This is a genomic window from Bradyrhizobium sp. Kon37, from assembly GCF_055807535.1.
Genome location: NZ_JBVVOY010000006.1, coordinates 25,571 through 41,100 on the forward strand (window position 1 = coordinate 25,571; position 15,530 = coordinate 41,100).

The following is a 15,530-nucleotide window of genomic DNA, read 5'->3' on the forward strand; positions in this document are numbered from 1 at the left end:
ACAAGAGGACATCATGAGCATTACCCGCAGCATCCGCACGCCCATCATGCACCGCGCCGTCGAAGCCAACGGCTTCGTCTTCATCGGCGGCACCATCGCCGACGACACCTCCGTGTCGATGGGCGAGCAGACCCGCAACATCCTCGGCAAGATCGCCGGCTATCTGAAGGAAGCGGGCACCGACAAGTCGCGCGTCGTGAGCACCTCGATCTTCGTCACGGACCTTTCCAAGAAGAAGGAGATGGATGCGGTCTGGACCGAGTTCTTCGGCGACAATCTTCCGACCCGCGCCACCGTCGGTGTCGCCGATCTCGGCGGCAGCGCGCTGATCGAGGTCGTGGTCACCGCGCTCAAGGGCTAGCGGCGTCTGCCGATGTGGACTGGAGCGGGGCGTCCAGCCGCCGGAACGATGATGCCAATCCGGGCCGTCGACGGCGCGCCGGTCCCGGCGAGTCGCCCCTTGCAGTGATGAACAAAAACCCGACGCCCTGCCCCCAGCGCGTCGGGTGGAAAAACATGAGTATCAATCCGTGATCCCAACGCAATTGTTGTGACTCGCGCCGCGCCAATTTACCACTCCGGGAAACTACCGCGTTGGAACCGGACGCCGCCAACCTGCGCGCGGCCTAGGATGCGGCGCTGCCGCCCGGTTCAAGCGCCTCACCCATCTCCAGCGGATGGGCCATGGTCTCGTGCAGCGCATCACGGTCGAGCTCGCCTTCGGAGATGCTGATGACGACGCAGGCGACGCCATTGCCGATCAGATTGGTCAGCGCGCGACACTCGCTCATGAACTTGTCGATGCCGACCAGGATCGCGATCGACTGGATCGGGATGTCGGGCACGATCGAGAGCGTTGCCGCGAGCGTGATGAAGCCCGCCCCGGTCACCCCCGAGGCGCCCTTCGAGGTGATCATGGCGATGCCGAGAATGCCGAGCTCCTGCCAGATGGTCAGATGGGTATTGGTCGCCTGCGCCAGGAACAGCGTCGCCAGCGTCATGTAGATGTTGGTGCCGTCGAGGTTGAAGCTGTAACCGGTCGGAATGACGAGGCCGACCACCGATCGCGAGGCGCCGAGATGCTCCATCTTCTGGATCATCTGCGGCAGCACCGTTTCCGACGAAGAGGTGCCGAGCACGATCAGGAGTTCGTCCTTGATGTAGGCGATGAAGCGCAGGATCGAGAAGCCGGCGAGCCGCGCGATTGCGCCGAGCACGACCACAACGAACAGGATGCTGGTGAGATAGAACGTGCCGATCAGGGCCGCGAGGTTGATCAGCGAACCGAGGCCATAGGCGCCGACGGTGAACGCCATCGCGCCGAACGCCCCGATCGGGGCGACGCGCACGATGATGCGGATGATGCCGAAGAACATCTTTGCGGCCTTGTCGATCGCATCCGCAATGGGCTCGCCGGCCTTGCCGAGGAACGCGATGGCGAAGCCCGACAGGATCGAGATCAGCAGCACCTGCAACAGATCGCCGCGTGCGATGGCGCCCAGATAGCTGTCGGGGATGATCGCCATCAGATGGGCGACGATGCCTTCTTCCTTGGCCTTGGTGACGTAGGTCGCCACCGATTTCGGGTCGATCGTGGCGGGATCGATGTTGAAGCCGTGTCCGGGCTGGAGCACCTCGCCGACCAGCAGGCCGACCGCGAGCGCGACCGTCGAGACCGTCTCGAAGTAGATCAGCGACTTCAGCCCGACCCGGCCGACGCGCTTGAGGTCGCCCATCGAGGAGATGCCGTGCACCACGGTGCAGAAGATCACCGGCGCGATCATCATCTTGATCAGCGCGATGAAGCCGTCACCGAGCGGCTTCAGGGCCTTGCCGAGATCGGGATAGAAATAGCCGACGAGCACCCCGAGTGCGATCGCGATCAGCACCTGAATGTAGAGGATCTTGTACCAGGGCTGGTGCCGGCGGTGGATGGCTGGCTGGATCGCAATCTGTGTCATAGAATAGGCCCCGGAACGTATTGATCTTGTTTGATTTGCATCATGTGATGGCCGCCGCAGAAGCGACAATCACATTTTTGTCTGTTCGCACGAAGATCGGTCGCTGCACCGCAACTGGGGGGAACATGCCGATTGCAACGGGCTCCGATGAGCGAGCGCAAGGCTATTTTCCGCGTTGGACTCTGAAGTCCTCCGGCGTGATCATGCCGGAGCAGCGGCTGCCGCTCGGCCAGACCGTCGTCTCCGGTCTCCAGCATTGCGTCGCAATGTCGGGCTCGACGATCATCGCGCCGTTGCTGATGGGGTTCGATCCCAATGTTGCGGTGCTGTTTTCCGGCATCGGCACGCTGATCTTCTTTGTCATCGTCGCGGGGCGCGTGCCGAGCTATCTCGGCTCGAGCTTCGCGTTCATCGCGGTCGTGATCGCCGCCACCGGCTACGCCGGGCACGGGCCGAACCCGAACCTGTCGGTTGCACTTGGCGGCATCGTCGGGGCCGGCGTCCTCTACGGCGTGATCGCGCTGATCGTGATGTGGTCGGGGGTTGGCTGGGTCGAGAGGCTGTTGCCGCCGGCGGTCACCGGCGCCGTGGTCGCCGCGATCGGTCTCAACCTCGCGCCCGTGGCGGTCAAGGCCGTGAGCGCCAATGCGTTCGACACGGGAATCGGGCTCGCGACCGTTCTGATCATCGGCGTGGTTGCCGTTGGCGCACCTGGCTTGTGGCGCCGCCTGCCGATCATTCTGGGCGCAATCGGCGGTTATCTCTTGTACGTGCTGTTCGCGAACGGCCTCGGCTTCGGCAAGCCGATTGACTTCACCCCGCTTGCGGCTGCGCCGTGGATCGGCCTGCCGAGTTTTACCACGCCGACCTTCCAGACCGATGCGATCGTCCTGATCGCGCCGGTTGCGATCATTCTCGTCGCCGAGAACCTCGGTCACATCAAGGCCGTCGGCGCCATGACGGGCCGGAGCCTCGATGACTATCTCGGCCGCGCCTTGCTCGCCGACAGCCTCGCGACCATCGTGGCCGCCTGCGGCGGCGGCACCGGCGTCACCACCTATGCTGAAAACATCGGCGTCATGGCGGCCACGAAGGTCTATTCGACCTTGCTGTTTGCCTTCGCGGCGGTGGTGTCGATCGTGCTCGGCTTCTCGCCGAAATTCGGCGCGCTGATCTTGTCGATCCCGGGTCCTGTCATCGGTGGGCTCTCGATCGTGCTGTTCGGATTGATCGCCGCGATGGCCGGCCGGATCTGGGTCGAGAACAAGGTCGACTTCTCAAGTCCGGCAAACCTGATCACCGTGGCGGTCGCGCTCACCGCAGGCGCCGGCGACCTCACGCTCAAATTCGGCGCCTTCACGATCGGCGGGATCGGCACCGCAACCTTTGGCGCCATCATCCTGTACCAGATCTTGACTTCGCCATTCGCGCGCCGCGTCGAATGAATCACAGCGATGCGCTGAGGGATGGAACAAAAAGCCGGTTCCGTCGCTGATCAGGGCATCCCGGAGAGAACCCATGCCACAAACCGATCGCTCGACCTCGTTCCACTCGCGTCTTGTCGGCCAGTACGCGCTGGTGACCGGCGCCTCCCAAGGCATCGGCCGTGCCGTCGCCATCCGGCTTGCCCAGGAAGGCGCGACCGTCGCCATCAACTATTTCGGTCACCCTGAAGGGGCTGAGGAGACACTCGCGCTCGCGCGGACGGCATCGGGTGATCGCGGCCACGGCAGGCTCGATCACATCATCGTCAAGGCCGATGTCGGCAATGAGCAAGAGGTCGCCGCGATGTTCGAGACGATTCTGGCGCGCTGGAAGCGCCTCGACTGCCTCGTCAACAATGCCGGCTTCCAGCGGGAATCGCCGAGCGAAGCGCTCGATATCGACACCTATCGCCGCATCATCGACGTCAATCTCAACGGCGCCGTGTTCTGCGCCCAGAAGGCGCTCGCGCATTTCGTCGCGCGCGGCGGAGGCGGCAGCATCATCAACTGCTCCAGCGTGCACCAGATCATCCCGAAACCCGGCTACCTCGCTTACTCGATCAGCAAAGGCGGCATGGCCAATCTGACGCGTACGCTGGCGCTGGAATTCGCCGGCCGCGGCATTCGCGTCAATGCGGTCGGCCCCGGCGCGATCGACACCCCGATCAACGCGGCCTGGACCGGCGATCCGGAAAAGCGCGGCGTGGTCACCAGCCATATTCCCATGGGCCGCGTCGGCACGCCGGAAGAGATCGCCGCCGTGTTTGCCTTCCTCGCCTCGGACGAGGCAAGCTACATCACCGGGCAAACCATCTACGCTTGTGGAGGCCTGACACTGTTTCCCGAGTTCCGGGACAACTGGGCGAGCTAGCAAAGATCACGAGCGTCCTTGCTGTTCTCGCGGTCTGCCTGCGGCGCCGACGCTCATCGTCGAGACTTCTCGCGATGCAATCCAGCAACAGTCGGAAAAAAGCGGGCTGTCGGCGCCGCACGCGCGGACGAACTCAACCGAACGGTTGATGTGCGGTCCGCCATCTCCCTTCACCCTCGCCCAACCCGGGATCGATGGGACATTCCCATCCGTCCCTTCGCAAATATGGGCCAACCGATCGATCAAGATCGGCCGATTTCTCAGAATTGAGAGCGCAAATGCTTAGTGTGATTGCTGAGGCGCTGTTTCGCCTGAAATCCCGCACGTCTGCCGCTCAAATTCGGAGGCGGCCAAGGCCTGGGGTCGGCGTCCTTCTATCTGCAGCGCTCTCGATGCTCGTGCTGGCGTTGGCTTCCGCGCCCGCTGCCGCGCAGGTCTGCGGCGAGGCGGTGACAGGCGCCCCTCTTGGCACAGCGCTGGGCGGCGTGTCTTGCGGCGGCGACGCGAGCGGCGGTGGCAGCAGCGCGTTCGGCAACAGTACAGCAAGCGGCAGTGGCAGCGTGGCGATCGGTAACGGAAGCACGGCGAGCGGCACCGCCAGCGTGGCGAGCGGCGTCCTCAGCAATGCGAGCGGTCACAGCGCCATCGCGATCGGCGGAATCGCTCAGGCGACCGCGGACAACAGTACGGCGATCGGCGTGACCAGTCAGGCGACCGGCGTGGCCGCGAGTGCCTTTGGCGCCAACAGTACGGCGGGCGGCGTCTACAGCACTGCGATCGGCGGTGGTGCTTCGGGAGCTTCTGCTGCCAGTTCGACGGGGAATTATAGTCTGGCGATGGGAGGCGGCGATGGCGTCGGCGGCGTAGGTGCCGTCTCGACCGGCAGCAAATCGATCGCGATCGGCATCAGCAGCGTTGCCGCGGGTGTGTCTTCGACGGCTATCGGGAGCGGAGCGAGTGCCGGCACCGCGAACGCCGTTGCCTTGGGCAACGCGGCCATCGCAAGCGGCACCAATTCCCTCTCGGCCGGCAACAGTTCCAGCGCCATCGGTGCAAGTGGTATCGCTATCGGCGATGGTGCAATCGCCGGCACCGGCGCGAATGCCGTCGCTATCGGCACCGGCGCCTCGGCAGGCTTTGCGAACTCTACCGCCATCGGCTCCGGTGCGACAGCAACGGCCGTCAACCAGGTCGCGATCGGGACCGCCAGCAACACTTATCGCATGGCCGGGGTCGCGTCGGCGGCGAGCCTTGCGGCACAGAGTGGACCGGTGTCCTTCGTGACGACCGATGCGGCCGGCAATCTGGCAACGTCCAGCTTCAACCCGGCGAACATTACCTCGCTGCAGTCGCAGGTGACCTCGTTGCAGTCGCAGGTGATGGACAACCGGCTCGAAGCCCGCAGCGGCACCGCTGTCGCGCTCGCGGCCGGCTCGATGCCGGCGCTGCAACAGGGGCGCAAATTCGCGCTCTCGGCCGGCTACGGCAATTTCGAGGGCGCCAACGCGTTTGCGGTCGGCGCAACGGCACTGCTCTATGACGGCAAGAGCTATGCTATTATCGCCAATGCAGGCGGCGGTATCGGGCTCGAGCGCAGCGTTGCAGGTGGACGTGGTGCTGTCTCGATCCAGTGGTAGGAAGAACCCATTCGTCATGACGCTGCGTTGGTTGAGCGCGGGCCTTGGTCTTCCGATTGCCGGTCTTCTGATCCTGGGGGCGGTGACGACAGCTGCGCAGCAGACGCCGCCGCAGCCCCACCAGACGCCGCCGTCGCAGCAGCAGGCGGCCAAGCCCGCCAATATCGACCGCAACGGTGTGCTGATGCTGATCCGCTCGACGCTGCTCGCGCTCGACCACGCCAACAAGACCGGGAACTACACCGTGCTGCGCGACCTCGGCGCGCCCGGCTTCCAGGTCAACACCGCCGCAAAGCTTGCGGAGATCTTTGCCAAGCAGCGTGGCGATAAGCTCGATCTCTCCGGTCTTGCCGTGATCGATCCGCAATTGTCGCTGCTGCCGCAGATCGAGCCGAACGGGCTGCTGCACATGGCAGGATTTTTTCCGTCGGTGCCGTCTCAGGTGAATTTCGAACTGATGTTCGCGCCGGTCGAAGGACAATGGCGTGTGTTCGGCGTGTCATTGTCGGTGGGGCAGTCCGCACCGGTGGCGCCCGCCGCACCTGAAGCTGCGCCTGGCAAGGCCGTCGTCTCACAGAAGCAATCCGCCCCGCCGAAGCCGGGCGCGCCTGCGAAACAGTCCCCGGTCTCGACTCAATGAGGGACGAGGTGCGGATGCCGAATCTGTTGCTCGACAAGTCGGAGAGCCCGCCGTGATATCCGAAGCCGCTCTGCTGTCAGACCTGACCGGCCTGATTTACGACGCCGCGCTCGATCCCGCCCTATGGTCGCGCGCCCTCGAACAGGCCTGCCAGTTTGTTGGCGGGTCGTCCGGCGCCCTGTTCTGGCATGACGCGGCCACCGAGCAAACCGCGGTGCTGCACCTCTTCAATGAGGAGCCGGACTACACAAAGCTCTATCTCGAGAAATATCTCGCCTTGAATCCGTGCTTTCCAGCGGCCACTTTCTGCGAGGCTGGCCTCGTCTATGCATCAACCGACTTCGTCCCCTTCGAGGAGATGGTGGCGACGCGCTTCTACGAAGAGTGGATGAAGCCGCAGGGCATGATCGATGCGCTCGGATCGAATCTGGAGAAGGGCGCAACCTATTCATCGATCGTCAGTGTCCGGATGCATGAGAAAGACGGTCTCGCCGACGCCGACGCCCGCAGCCGGTTTGCTCTGATCGTGCCGCACTTCCAGCGCGCGGTCTCGATTGGCCGGCTGTTCGATCAGAACAGGGCGACACAGGCGGTGTTGACCCAGACGCTCGACAGCGTCACGGCCGCCGTGTTTCTGGTTGGTCCCAACGGACGCCTCGCCTTTACCAACGCGCCCGGACGCGCGATGCTGGACGAGGCCGCGCTGCTCACGGAAAGAAACGGAACGTTGTTCGCTGTTGCCCTCGACGCGCAGCGCGCGTTGCGCGAAGCGCTTGTCGCCGCGGAGAACGGCAACACGCCGACAGACAGCGGCGGTTCGATTCCGCTCGGGACCTCGCAAGGCCGCTGGTTTGCCAACGTGCTGCCGTTGACCTCGGGGGACCGGCGGCGTACCGGCGCGCTGCATTCCGCGGTTGCCGCGGTGTTCGTGCGCAAGGCCTCACCGGCCAGCCCGCCGCCGCTGGAGGCGCTTGCAAAACTCTACAGGCTCACCGCAAGCGAGGTCCGCCTGATCGACGCCGTCATGAAGGTGAGCGGTGTCAAGGCGCTGGCCGAGCTGCTCGGGCTGACGCAGGCGACAGTCAAGACACACCTCCACAACGTTTTCCGCAAGACCGGTACGGCGCGGCAGAGCGAGCTCGTGAAGCTGATTGCGGGATTCGACCGGTCCGAACGGTCGTGATCTGGCAAAACCCGCCTGCGCGGACTACATCTGCGCCATGGCAAATAGTCCTCTGGCAAATAATCCTCTGGCAAATGATCCGCTGGCAAATCATCCGCTCCGGGATTTCGTCGGCCGGCACGAAAATCTGTTTGTGCTGACCGGTGCCGGCTGCAGCACCAATTCGGGCATTCCCGACTATCGCGACAGTCACGGCAACTGGAAGCGGACCCAGCCTGTGAACTTCCAGGCTTTCATGTCGGAAGAGCATACGCGCCGGCGCTATTGGGCGCGCAGCCTGATCGGCTGGCGGCGGTTCGGCCAGGCGAAGCCGAACGATGCGCATCACGCGCTTGCCCGGCTCGAGGCGAGCGGGCGTTGCGGAATGCTGCTGACCCAGAACGTCGACCGGCTGCATCAATCCGCCGGGCACCGCCAGGTCATCGACCTGCACGGCCGGCTCGATCTGGTCCGCTGCATGGGCTGCGGGCAAAAGACGCCGCGGAGCGAATTCCAGGAGACGCTCAGCGGCGCCAATGCGGAATGGTTGACGCTCGATGCCGCCGATGCACCCGACGGCGATGCGGACCTGGAGCATGCGGATTTTTCGTCGTTCAAGGTGCCTCCTTGCGAAGCTTGCGGCGGCATCCTCAAGCCCGATGTCGTGTTCTTCGGCGAGAACGTCCCGCGCGACGTGGTCGCTACCGCGCAGGATCATCTGGCGCAGGCCGACGCCATGCTCATCGTCGGCTCGTCACTGATGGTCTATTCCGGCTTCCGCTTCGTGCAGGCTGCCGCGCAACGGCAAATCCCGATCGCTGCGGTCAATCTCGGACGTACCCGCGCCGATGATCTCCTTACGCTGAAGGTCGAGGAGCGCTGCGAAGCGGCGCTTGCATTCCTGCTCTGATCGCGCGGGCTGCGAACACGCCTTGCCTATTGCATGGGTGCCAAGCAGAATAGCTGGACACAGCATGTTCCTGTCACCCATGGCATGGAAATTGCTGCGCTTTTGTCCTCAGTCTTGACGATCAGCACGGAGAATTTGGAATGCTTGAGGGAGCCGAGGTGCGGCTTGCCGTCGATATCGGTGGCACGTTCACCGACATCGTGCTGGACGTGGGGCAGGATCGCAAGACGCGCAAACTGCTGACGACGCCGCAGCGCCCCGAACAGGCGGTGCTCGATGGCATGCGGCTCATTCTCGCCGATGCGCGCGCCCATATCAGCGACATCGACGTCTTCATTCATGGCACGACGCTGGCGACCAACGCCATCATCGAGCGTCGCGGCGCCAAGACGGCGCTGATCGCGACGGAGGGCTTTCGCGACGTGCTCGATATCGGCACCGAGAGCCGCTACGACCAGTATGACCTCTCCATCGACAAGCCGAAGCCGCTGGCGCCGCGATCCCTGCGCTTCACCGTGCCCGAGCGTATCGACGCCCACGGTGCCGTCCGCCTCCCGCTGGACGAAGCTGCGGTGCGCGCGCTCGCGCCAAGATTGCGCGCGCTGAATGTCGAGAGCGTCGCGGTCGCGTTCCTGCACTCCTACGCCAATCCCGAGCATGAGCGCCGCACGGCCGCGATCATCAGTGAGGAGATGCCCGGCATTTCCGTGACCGTATCTTCCGCGGTGTGCCCGGAGATCCGCGAATATGAGCGCACATCGACGGCGGTGGCCAACGCCTATGTGCAACCACTGATCGACGGCTATCTCGCTCGCATGTCCGATGCCTTGCAGGTCGAGCAGTACCGCGGCGCGATCTATCTCGTCACCTCCGGCGGCGGCGTCACCTCGATCGAGACGGCGCGGCGTTTTCCGGTGCGCCTCGTCGAATCCGGTCCTGCCGGCGGCGCCATCTTCGCGGCGCAGATCGCGGCGCGTCTCGGCGAGAGCAAGGTGCTGTCCTTCGACATGGGCGGCACCACGGCAAAGATCTGCCTGATCGAGAAATACCAGCCCGAGACCTCGCGCGTGTTCGAGGTCGATCGCGCTGCGCGCTTCCTGAAAGGTTCAGGTCTGCCGGTGCGGATACCCGTGATCGAGATGGTCGAGATCGGCGCCGGCGGCGGCTCGATTGCCCATGTCGACGCGATGAAGCGCGTCACGGTCGGTCCCGAAAGTGCCTCGTCGGAGCCAGGGCCCGCCTGCTATGGCCGCGGCGGCCTGCGCCCGGCGGTGACGGATGCCGACGTTGCGCTGGGCATGATCGATCCCGACGATTTCGCGGGTGGAACGATCAAGCTCGACCCTGAACTCTCGAAGCAGGCGCTGCTGCGCGCCGTGGGCGAGCCGCTGGGTCTGTCGGCTGAGACTGCAGCCTATGCCGTGCACGAGGTCGTGTGCGAGAACATGGCGAGTGCGGCGCGCGTGCATGCGGTCGAGCGCGGCGAGATCGTCGGTCAGCACACGCTGATCGCCTTCGGCGGCGCGGCACCGCTGCATGCGGCGCGCGTCGCCGAGAAGATCGGCGTCTCTCGCGTGATAGTCCCTTCGAATGCCGGGGTGGGCTCGGCTGTGGGCTTCCTTGCGGCTCCGATCGCCTATGAGCTGGTGCGCAGCCGTCATGTCCGGCTCGACGATTTCGACACCGATGGTGTTTCCGACCTGCTCCAGGAGATGGTGACCGAGGCGCGTGCGCTGGTCGAGACGGGAGCAGCAGGCGCGCCGGTCCGCGAGCGCCGCGCCGCCTTCATGCGCTATGTCGGCCAGGGCCATGAGATCTCGATCGAGTTGCCGAACCGGCGGCTGGAGACGGCCGATCTGGCCGGACTGCGCCAGAAGTTTGAGGCGGATTATGCGGCGATGTTCGAACGATCGATCCCAGGTGCGGCAATCGAGGTGTTGAGCTGGTCCGTGCTCGCGACGACCGAGGCGCGCAATCCGGCTATTGTCGCGGCCGTTACGCGCAAGCCGGCCGGGAAGGCGACCGGCAGCCGCAAGTTCTTCGACGGCCGGGCCGGGGAGGTGATCGAGATTCCGCTCTACCGCCGCGAAGACATGGCGCCGGGCGCAACGATTGCAGGTCCCGCCGTGATCGCGGAGGACGAAACGTCCACCTTCGTCTCCAACAGTTTTGATGCCCATATCGACGGTGCCGGCAGCATCGTCATGGAACGGAAGGCAGCTTGATCATGAGCAAGGCAAGCGGCGCGAGCCTGATCGACCTCCAGATCATGTGGCACCGGCTGATCGCCGTCGTCGAGGAACAGGCGCAGGTGCTGCTCCGCACTGCCTTCAGTCCGATCGTGCGCGAATGCGGCGACCTCTCGGCCGGCGTGTTCGACCTCAAGGGACGGATGCTGGCGCAGGCGGTGACCGGCACCCCCGGCCACGTCAATTCGATGGCGGAATCGGTCAAGCACTTCATCGCCCACTTTCCGATCGACACGATGAAGGAGGGCGACGCCTACATCACCAACGATCCCTGGATGGGCACCGGCCATCTCAACGATTTCGTCGTCACCACGCCCTGCTTCAAGGACGGCAAGCCGGTCGCGCTGTTTTCCTGCACCAGCCATCTCATGGACATCGGCGGCATCGGCTTCGGGCCCGACGCCACCGACGTGTTCATGGAGGGGCTCTACATTCCCATGCTGAAGCTGATCGACCAGGGCGTCGTCAACGAGACGCTGATGGCGATGATCCGTACTAACACGCGGCTGCCGATTGACACCGAGGGCGACACCTACTCGCTCGCCGGCTGCAACGACGTCGGCTGCGAGCGCCTGGTCGAGATGATGACCGAGTTCGGCATCGACTCGCTCGATGCGCTCGGCGACTACATCTGCGACCGCTCGCGCGAGGCCGTGCTGGCCGAGATCGCCAAGCTGCCGAAGGGCACCTGGCGCAACACCATGGTGGTCGACGGCTATGACGCGCCGATCTCGCTCGAGGCGACGCTGACGATCTCGGACGAAGGCATCCACGTCGATTTCGACGGCACTTCGGCCGCGTCCAGGTTCGGCATCAACGTGCCTCTGTCCTACACCATCGCCTACACCGTGTTCGGTCTCGGCTGCGTCGTCGCCTCGCAGATCCCGAACAATGCCGGCTCGCTCTCGCCACTGACGGTGTCGGCTCCCAAAGGCGCGATCCTCAATGCGCCGAAGCCGGCGCCGGTCGCCTCGCGTCACATCATCGGCCAGATGCTGCCCGATGTCGTGTTCGGCTGCCTGCGCCAGATCATTCCCGAGCGCGTGCCCGCGGAAGGCACCTCGTGCCTGTGGAATCTCAACGTGCGCGGACAGACCCGCTCGGGCGCCGGCGGCAATTACGGATTCTCGATGGCGGTGACCTCCAATGGCGGCACCGGCGCGCGCTTCGCCAAGGACGGACTGTCGGCGACCGCCTATCCCAGCGGCGTGCGCGGCACGCCGGTCGAAATCGCCGAGACGCAGACGCCGCTGATCTTCTGGCGCAAGGAGCTGCGTCCGGATTCCGGAGGGGCGGGGCGCACCCGCGGCGGTCTCGGCCAGATCATCGAAGTCGGCAGCGGCGTCGATGCGCCGTTCGACATCCTGGCGGCATTCGACCGCATCGATCATCCGCCACGCGGCCGCGATGGCGGCAAGAACGGCGAGGCCGGCTATGTCGGCCTGAAGTCCGGCAAGAAGCTGCGTGGAAAAGGCTTTCAGCAGGTGCCGCCGGACGACCGGCTGGTGGTGCTGACGCCAGGCGGCGCCGGCATCGGCGATCCCCGGGAGCGCGCGCCGACAGCCGTCAACGACGACATCGAAAGCGGCCTCGTGTCTGCCGACAACGCGGTTGCAGTTTATGGGCATACGCGATGACGCTTCAGGCGTCGTGCGCGTAGCAAACGGAGGGGCTCAATGATCACGCGACGGAATTTTACAGCGGGCGCAGCGACACTGCTCGCAGCCGGCCACATCTCGACCCGCGCGCGCGCTGCGACGGTGAGCTGGGACATGTCGACGGTATGGCCCGACGGCAATTTCCACACTCAGAACGCGTTTGCCTTCGCGGAAGAGGTGAAGAAGCAGACGGGTGGCTCGGTCGCGATCACCGTGAAGGCCGGTGGCCAGCTCGGCTTCAAGGGCCCCGAGCATCTGCGCGCCGTGCGCGACGGCCTGGTGCCGCTTGCCGACGTCCTCAACATCCAGCAGGTCGGCGACGAGCCCTTCATGGGCGTCGAGAGCATTCCCTTTCTCTGCGGCTCGATGGACGAATTGAAGGTGCTGCACAAATATGTGCGGCCCGAATACGAGAAGGTCGCCGCGCGCAACAACCAGAAGATCCTCTACATCGTGCCCTGGCCGACGCAATATCTGCACCTCAAGGTCAAGGTCGCCGATGTCGACGGCTTGAAGAACATCAAGATCCGCGTGCCTGACAAGAACGCCGTCGACATGCTGGCCGTGGTCGGCATGGCGCCGGTGATGATTCCCTGGGGCGAGACCATCCCGGCGCTGGCCTCCGGCGCGGTCTCGGGCGTCTCCACCTCGGCGGTGTCGGGCGTCGACGGTAAATTCTGGGAATTCCTGAAATACATCTACCCGACCAACCACGTCTGGTCGTCGCAGATGCTCACCGTCAACCTCGATTCCTGGAAGGCACTGAGCGCCGATCAGCAACAGCTCGTCGCGGGCATTGCCGCCAAGATGGAGCCGGGCTTCTGGGCGAACTCGCTCAAGGCGGACGTCGACAGCCTCAACCGCCTCAAGGAAGGCGGCATGGAGGTGGTGCCGGTCTCGGAGGCCATGATCACGGACATTCGCGCCAAGACCGCGCCGCAGCTCGACGCTTTCGTCAAGCGCGTGCCGGCGGCCGACAAGCCGGTGCGGGCCTATCTCGCCGAAATGAAGCGCTGAGGACGGGCCGTGGCCAGCGTTTCGCCCGCAGCTCCGCATAGTCTCAACGCGGCGGCGCCAGCGCCGCTGCGCATCCTGCTCGACGGCATCGACCGTCTTGGCCGGCTGGACGGTTGGATCGGCGGCGGCTGCCTCTTGATGCTGACGTTGCTGATGCTGTGCGAGGTCGCAACGCGCTTCCTCTCGAACTTCCTGCCGTTCTTTCCGCCCACGATCTCGATCGCGTGGGAATATTCCTCTTATCTGATGGCGGCGTCCTTCACCTTCGGGGCTGCCATGACGCTGCGCGTCGGCGGCCATATCCGTGTCGTGCTGCTGCTGAAGAACGTCCCGGCCCCCTTTCAGCGCGCGATCGAAATCCTGTCGGCCGCCGCGGGCTTCGCCTTCATGGCCTTCCTGACATCGTCGATGGCGAAGTTCGCCTTCGGCGCCTATGTGCGCGGCCAGGTTTCGACCTCGAGCGACACCCCGCTGTGGTTTCCGCAGGCCGTTGTCACCTTCGGCATGCTGCTGCTGACGCTGCAGTTCCTGGCGCGCGCGATCCAGGCCGTGCTCGGCCTGCCGCTGGAGGATCACCGCATGAAGGCCTCGCCCGTCGAATGATCGCCCTCGCGCCAGCGGACACCGGATTCCATGACCATTGAAGTCGTCGCTCTCTTCGCGATCCTGTTTGCGCTTCTGGCGTGCGGCGTATGGATCGGCCTGACGCTTGCGCTCACTGCGACGCTGCTGCTGGCGATGTTCCGCTCGATTCCGCTCGACAAGCTGCTGCCGCAATACGCCTGGAACATCTTGACGACGCAGGAGCTGCTGGCGTTGCCGCTGTTCATCCTGATGGGCGAGCTGCTGTTTCGCACCCGCTTGTCACGTTCGCTGTTCCAGGGGCTCGCGCCCTGGGCGGGGCTGCTGCCGGGTCGTCTTCTACATGTGAACGTGATCGGCTGCACCATCTTCGCGGCGATCTCCGGCTCGTCGGCGGCGACGACGCAGGTGATCGGCCGCATGTCGCTCAACGAGCTCACGCGCCGCGGCTATTCCCGCGACATCGCGATCGGCTCGCTCGCCGGCGCAGGCACGCTCGGCTTTTTGATCCCGCCGTCCAACATCATGATCATCTATGGCGTGCTGGGCGACGTCTCTATTCTCAAGCTCTTTACCGCCGGCGTGCTGCCCGGCCTTCTGCTGGCGGCCACCTTCATGGGATGGGTGATGCTGCACACGACGTTCAACCGCACGCTGGTGCCGGAGTCCGAGGCAAAGCTCTCGCAGGTGCCGTGGCGCGAACGTTTTGCGGCGCTGAAGGACCTCGCGCCGGCGCTGTTCCTGATCGCCTGCGTGCTCGGCTCGATGTATGGCGGGCTGGCGACGCCGTCGGAAGCCGCCGCGGTCGGCGTGTTCGGCGCGGCGCTGGTCGCCTGGGCGCAGGGCTCGATGTCGCAACAGGTGATGCGCGACGTGCTGATCGGCTCGGTCGTGACCTGCTCGATGATCGCGCTGATCGTGCTCGGCGCCTCGATCCTCGGCAACGCCGCGGCCTTCCTGGGCATCCCGCAGGCCGTCGCCGCGTTCGTGAAGGGCTTGGGGCTATCGCCCTTCATGCTGATCGTGGTGCTGATTATCTTCTACCTGATCCTCGGCTGCTTCCTCGATGGCTTCTCGATGATCGTGATGACGCTGCCGATCGTGCTGCCGATCGTGAAGGGTGCTGGCTTCGACGAGATCTGGTTCGGTATCTTCCTCGTGCTCGCGGTCGAGATGGCCCAGATCACGCCGCCGGTCGGCTTCAACCTGTTCGTGATCCAGGGCTTGACCGACGATGGCCTCGGCTACATCGCGCGCGTCACGATGCCCTATCTCCTCATCATGGTCGGCTTCGTGCTGCTGCTGACGCTCTGGCCCGGCATCGTCACGATCCTCCCGCGCGTGCTGTACGGGTAAATC

At 64.8% G+C, this 15,530-nt stretch carries 13 protein-coding genes; 12 read left to right on the top strand and 1 reads right to left on the bottom strand.

Annotated features, from left to right (window positions below; all coding sequences use genetic code 11):
* Window positions 1-13 precede the first annotated feature (13 nt).
* A complete protein-coding gene (locus AC0L3J_RS15035; protein ID WP_007596366.1) occupies window positions 14-361 on the top strand; it encodes a RidA family protein in 348 nt (115 codons plus the stop codon).
* A 265-nt stretch (window positions 362-626) separates the two neighbouring features.
* Here the strand turns inward: AC0L3J_RS15035 and AC0L3J_RS15040 are convergent, their stop codons facing one another.
* A complete protein-coding gene (locus tag AC0L3J_RS15040; RefSeq protein WP_473347502.1) occupies window positions 627-1,961 on the bottom strand; it encodes a dicarboxylate/amino acid:cation symporter in 1,335 nt (444 codons plus the stop codon).
* 125 nt (window positions 1,962-2,086) lie between these two features.
* Here AC0L3J_RS15040 and AC0L3J_RS15045 point away from each other — a divergent pair, with 125 nt between their 5' ends.
* The 11 genes from AC0L3J_RS15045 (at window position 2,087) to AC0L3J_RS15095 (ending at window position 15,527) form a co-directional block, all read left to right on the top strand.
* The gene (locus tag AC0L3J_RS15045) at window positions 2,087-3,406 is read left to right on the top strand and encodes a solute carrier family 23 protein (protein ID WP_473347503.1); all 1,320 of its coding nucleotides are present in this window, start codon (window positions 2,087-2,089) and stop codon (window positions 3,404-3,406) included.
* A 73-nt stretch (window positions 3,407-3,479) separates the two neighbouring features.
* A complete protein-coding gene (locus AC0L3J_RS15050; protein WP_473347504.1) occupies window positions 3,480-4,316 on the top strand; it encodes an SDR family oxidoreductase in 837 nt (278 codons plus the stop codon).
* Window positions 4,317-4,708: 392 nt separating this feature from the next.
* The gene (locus AC0L3J_RS15055; protein ID WP_473347505.1) at window positions 4,709-5,953 is read left to right on the top strand and encodes a hypothetical protein; all 1,245 of its coding nucleotides are present in this window, start codon (window positions 4,709-4,711) and stop codon (window positions 5,951-5,953) included.
* A 16-nt stretch (window positions 5,954-5,969) separates the two neighbouring features.
* Window positions 5,970-6,593, top strand: a complete 624-nt coding sequence (locus AC0L3J_RS15060; protein ID WP_456767997.1) for a hypothetical protein — start codon at window positions 5,970-5,972, stop codon at window positions 6,591-6,593.
* Window positions 6,594-6,645: 52 nt separating this feature from the next.
* Window positions 6,646-7,776, top strand: coding sequence for a helix-turn-helix transcriptional regulator (locus tag AC0L3J_RS15065; protein WP_473347506.1), 1,131 nt, complete (start codon window positions 6,646-6,648; stop codon window positions 7,774-7,776).
* A gap of 37 nt (window positions 7,777-7,813) precedes the next feature.
* Window positions 7,814-8,665 carry an NAD-dependent protein deacetylase gene (locus AC0L3J_RS15070; protein WP_473347507.1) on the top strand — a complete coding sequence of 284 codons (852 nt, stop codon included), beginning with the start codon at window positions 7,814-7,816 and terminating at the stop codon, window positions 8,663-8,665.
* Window positions 8,666-8,805: 140 nt separating this feature from the next.
* The gene (locus AC0L3J_RS15075) at window positions 8,806-10,890 is read left to right on the top strand and encodes a hydantoinase/oxoprolinase family protein (protein WP_473347508.1); all 2,085 of its coding nucleotides are present in this window, start codon (window positions 8,806-8,808) and stop codon (window positions 10,888-10,890) included.
* Between the two features lie 2 nt (window positions 10,891-10,892).
* Entirely contained in the window at window positions 10,893-12,551 is a 1,659-nt protein-coding gene (locus tag AC0L3J_RS15080; protein WP_473347509.1) for a hydantoinase B/oxoprolinase family protein, read from the top strand.
* A 39-nt stretch (window positions 12,552-12,590) separates the two neighbouring features.
* On the top strand, window positions 12,591-13,589 hold the full coding sequence (locus tag AC0L3J_RS15085; RefSeq protein WP_473347510.1) for a TRAP transporter substrate-binding protein: 999 nt from the start codon (window positions 12,591-12,593) through the stop codon (window positions 13,587-13,589).
* Between the two features lie 9 nt (window positions 13,590-13,598).
* On the top strand, window positions 13,599-14,192 hold the full coding sequence (locus AC0L3J_RS15090; protein ID WP_473347511.1) for a TRAP transporter small permease subunit: 594 nt from the start codon (window positions 13,599-13,601) through the stop codon (window positions 14,190-14,192).
* A gap of 30 nt (window positions 14,193-14,222) precedes the next feature.
* Window positions 14,223-15,527, top strand: a complete 1,305-nt coding sequence (locus tag AC0L3J_RS15095) for a TRAP transporter large permease (RefSeq protein ID WP_473293823.1) — start codon at window positions 14,223-14,225, stop codon at window positions 15,525-15,527.
* The last annotated feature ends 3 nt before the right edge of the window (window positions 15,528-15,530 follow it).